Raw genomic sequence first — 3654 nt, 5'->3', positions numbered from 1 at the left:
CGGCAGCGGGTGCTGCGTAGGCACTGTTAGCGGCGCTGCCCGTAGCGGGTGGCGTCGCTTCGCTTATGCTTGGCTAATCCTACTTTTGGCTGAGTTTGACCTCCTGATGACCATTGCCTTTTTCTCCGACGTGCACGGCAATCTGCCGGCCCTGGAAGCGGTGCTCTCCGACCTGGAGCAGCGCCGCTCCGACATGATTTTCTGTTTGGGCGATTTGGTGGGCTACGCACCCTGGCCCAATGAAGTGGTGAATGAAGTGCGGCGGCGTGGCATCCCTACGCTGGCCGGCAACTACGACCAGGGCATTGGCCTGGCTAGCGACAACTGCGGCTGCGCCTACAAGACGGACACGGAAAAGGAGTTGGGTGCGCAGAGCATTGCCTTTACCAATCAGGTCATCGGGGCTGAGGAGCGGCGGTATCTGCGCTGCCTGCCCAAGCACCTGCGCGTAGACTTTCAGGACGAGCCCTGCACGCTGAGCTTGCTGATGGTGCACGGCTCGCCCCGCAAAATCAACGAGTACCTGTTCGAGGACCGTCCCGAGGCCAGCTTCCGGCGGGTGCTGGAAGACGCCGGCGCGGATATTCTGCTCTTCGGCCACACCCACAAGCCCTACCACCGCACCTTCGCCTACCGAGCACGCGGGTCAGATCCGCTACCGGCACGCGCTCAACATCGGCTCGGTAGGCAAGCCCAAGGACGGTGACCCGCGGGCAGCCTACCAACTGCTGCACCTGGACGAGCACTCCACGCTCACTTCCCCGCAGAGCGTGCGCTCCGAACTGGTGCGCGTGGCCTACGATGTAGAAAAAGCCGCCCGCGCCATCGAGGCCTCGCCGCTGCCCAACGAATACGCGGACATGCTCCGCAACGCCTACTAACGCTCGAGTCGCCATGACGATTATTCCGCTCACCGAAGCTCACTGGCCGGCCGTGAAGGCCATTTACGAAGCCGGCATGGCCACCGGCAACGCTACGTTTGAAACGCAGGCCCCGGCTTGGGAAGCCTGGGACAAAGGCCACCTGCCGCACAGCCGCCTAGTGGCCGTAGACGACGTGGGCACGGTGCTGGGCTGGGCCTCCCTCTCGCCGGTTTCGGGGCGCTGCGTGTACGGCGGGGTAGCCGAAATCAGCATCTACGTGGGCGCAGAAGCCCGCGGGCGTGGCGTGGGCCGGCTTCTGCTGCAGGCGTTGATTGCCGAGTCGGAGGCCCATGGTATCTGGACGCTGCAAGCCGGCACGTTTGAGGAAAACCAGGCCAGCATCGGCCTGCACACGCAGGCTGGCTTCCGCATCATCGGCTACCGCGAACGAATTGGTCAGCACCACGGTGTGTGGCGCAACACAGTGCAGTTGGAGCGGCGCAGCCCCACCGTCGGCACCTAACCTACTGCTGCTGACGGTAATCGTACCCGCCGCGTCAGCGCCCGCCATCCTGGCACATAGGTGGTGGGGCAGAGCAGCAACCCAGTAGGCCCGCAGGTGCTGCTGTCCGGCCTGCTGTCAAACCACATGGGACCGGGTGGCGGGGGCTGTGCCAGTATCGCAATCGTAGCGAAAGCTTAGTACGCTATCTACGCCTTATTGTCTTAGCTGCGTTAGCCAACTGGTAGCGTCCACACGCGCTTTCCATGGCTGCCCTGTTGCGTTCAGTCATTGTCCGATGACTGGCTGCGTCACGCAGAGGCTGATGAAGAGAAGTCGGCCGAGTAACTGCATGGGGGCAGCCGTTACGTGGAGCAAGCGGACGGATAGGGTAAACTACGACTGAAGTTGCGTTGCCTTGATGCGCTCTTATTCAGGCATTTCCACAGCTCTGCTCATGCCAAATATTATGTTTAGAAATTATTCCGGGAAAGGGGGACGGCTAGTACTAGCTTCCCAGTTTCTATAAAGTTCTATTCCGCATGCCATTTACTGCTGCCTCCCGAGCCTTGTCTTGGCATAGTGTGTCCGCGTTCCCCCGTGCTGATGGTCTCCTGCTGCTACTGGTCGGGGCAAGTGCTTGTAGTAGCCAAACCAACCCTCAGGACTTTCTTCATCCACAGGAACATCTTCTCTTCGCCGAACTCGGCAACCATATTACCTATGATATCCCAGTGGTACCCTCCGGACTCCGGCAGGTCATCCAATACGAGGGAAGCTTGCCCCTAAATATTGCCGAGATAATATCTATGCGCTAGTAGAGTCGCTTGTTCCGGGGAGGCTCCCTCTTCTACTAACATCTGCACAACTTCTGTTAATGGCTTCCCTTGGTGAAAAAGGCTACAACATAACAAAGAAGGATAAGTGCAGTGCGATAAGCACTGATGAGCGAAGGGGATAATTGCCTAAACAGAAGGTTTATTAGGGTGTAGTGGCTGTTGCAGAACCCTCAGCGGTTAGGTGCTTTCATGACTACTGAGCCGATTGAGTAGTCGGTGGCCCGTAGTTCCTCGTCGGAAAAGGCTGGTTGGAGGAGGCGCAGGCGGCTTGGGTAGTGCAACGGGGAGCCCAAGTTGCTGTTGAGGACGAAACTTGAGCAGCTTTTTCAGATTGTAGGCCATGGCCGCCAGCAGCATCGTCTTATGCGCGCTAGCTCGTCCACGCGTGTTGACCTGGCGCAGAAGCCGCATGCGTTGCCCTCGTCGGCTTTGCTGCCGGGCAAGCACCCGGCGTTAATTCGGGTCATAGCCGTGCGCGTGACCTTGCGTTTGGTGGTTTTCGGCGCACACGAGGCTTTGCGCGGGTAGAGCCGACTAGCGGGTAGAACTACCGGGTGCAGCTGAGGTCGAGTGCCAGGGCAAGTCTTCGTCTACCTCGTAGCCCAGGAAGTAGAGAATATCGAGCCGCGTAGCACAGTGCTCAACCAGGTTTTCCAGCCGCCCTACGAGCACGAGTTTGAAGAACACCATGGGGTCGAGCGAGGGCTGACTGGCGTGGCTATAAAGCGCTTGGGTCTCCTAGTAGAGAAAGCGCCAATCGACGAGCTAGGCTAGTCGACAATAGAAGTTATGGACCGGCGCGCGCTCAGCAAGGCGGAAGCGCGTAACCGCCACGCCCGTTTTGCGAGACGCACCGCACCCATTAAATCCGCGGCCTAGGCCCTGACAGAAATCTCTATTCTTCCTCTTATGCTATCCATGCGCAAACAGTGAGCAGTTTACGCATGGTTATTTTTCTACAACCTAAATCTAATCCTAGCAGCTTCTAAGTAAGCAGCTATTTTTACTGTTCGTCTTATTTGTTTTGGAAGCCTATGGCGTTATGGTGTCGTGCTGTGTGGAGTTGTCTGCTGAGTGCCATAGTTTTTTGGGCAAGCACACCGGTCAGCGCACAGGATGTGAGTCCCCTCGATTTTCGCTTCGAACACCTAACCGTCGATAATGGCCTCGCCCATAGCGACGCTATGGCCGTGACCCAGGACCGGGATGGTTTTGTGTGGGTAGGCACCAACCACGGCCTCAGCCGCTACGATGGGTACCGGCTCAAGCACTACCTGCTGCCAGTCAACCGCCGCAATGGATTGCCTAGCAACCGGATAAAAGTGCTACTGGCTGCTCCCGATGGTCAGCTTTGGGTAGGGGCCGAGCGGGCGGGGCTGATGCGCTACGTGCCCAACCACGAGACATTCGTTAGCCTCGATGAACAGCAGGTGCCCGCCGCCGACCGGCC

Annotated in this window: 5 protein-coding genes and 1 pseudogene; 4 read left to right on the top strand and 2 right to left on the bottom strand. The window is 58.7% G+C overall.

What is annotated here, in order from left to right; translation table 11 throughout:
• Both VI25_RS22670 and VI25_RS22665 read left to right on the top strand, forming a co-directional pair.
• The coding region (locus tag VI25_RS22670; protein ID WP_316934405.1) for a metallophosphoesterase family protein at window positions 1–706 on the top strand (706 nt) is incomplete at its 5' end.
• Between the two features lie 188 nt (window positions 707–894).
• The gene (locus tag VI25_RS22665) at window positions 895–1386 is read left to right on the top strand and encodes a GNAT family N-acetyltransferase (protein WP_045690645.1); all 492 of its coding nucleotides are present in this window, start codon (window positions 895–897) and stop codon (window positions 1384–1386) included.
• A gap of 988 nt (window positions 1387–2374) precedes the next feature.
• On the opposite strand, the gene VI25_RS28085 is transcribed toward VI25_RS22665, so the two are convergent.
• The gene (locus tag VI25_RS28085; protein ID WP_262490008.1) at window positions 2375–2497 is read right to left on the bottom strand and encodes a hypothetical protein; all 123 of its coding nucleotides are present in this window, start codon (window positions 2495–2497) and stop codon (window positions 2375–2377) included.
• Window positions 2498–2504: 7 nt separating this feature from the next.
• Here VI25_RS28085 and VI25_RS22660 point away from each other — a divergent pair, with 7 nt between their 5' ends.
• Window positions 2505–2732 carry a hypothetical protein gene (locus VI25_RS22660; RefSeq protein ID WP_045690646.1) on the top strand — a complete coding sequence of 76 codons (228 nt, stop codon included), beginning with the start codon at window positions 2505–2507 and terminating at the stop codon, window positions 2730–2732.
• Window positions 2733–2738: 6 nt separating this feature from the next.
• Here VI25_RS22660 and VI25_RS23775 read toward each other — a convergent pair.
• Window positions 2739–2900: pseudogene (locus VI25_RS23775) on the bottom strand (transposase); the annotation flags it as partial.
• A gap of 422 nt (window positions 2901–3322) precedes the next feature.
• Between VI25_RS23775 and VI25_RS22655 the strand changes: the two are divergent.
• Window positions 3323–3654, top strand: a 332-nt coding sequence (locus VI25_RS22655) for a two-component regulator propeller domain-containing protein (protein ID WP_161807040.1), incomplete at its 3' end; no start/stop codon positions are given.

Origin of the sequence: Hymenobacter sp. AT01-02, assembly GCF_000961955.2 — a bacterium.
GTDB lineage: Bacteria > Bacteroidota > Bacteroidia > Cytophagales > Hymenobacteraceae > Hymenobacter > Hymenobacter mucosus.
Note: the sequence above shows the minus strand (reverse complement) of the source record. Positions and strands in the feature narration are given on the sequence as shown.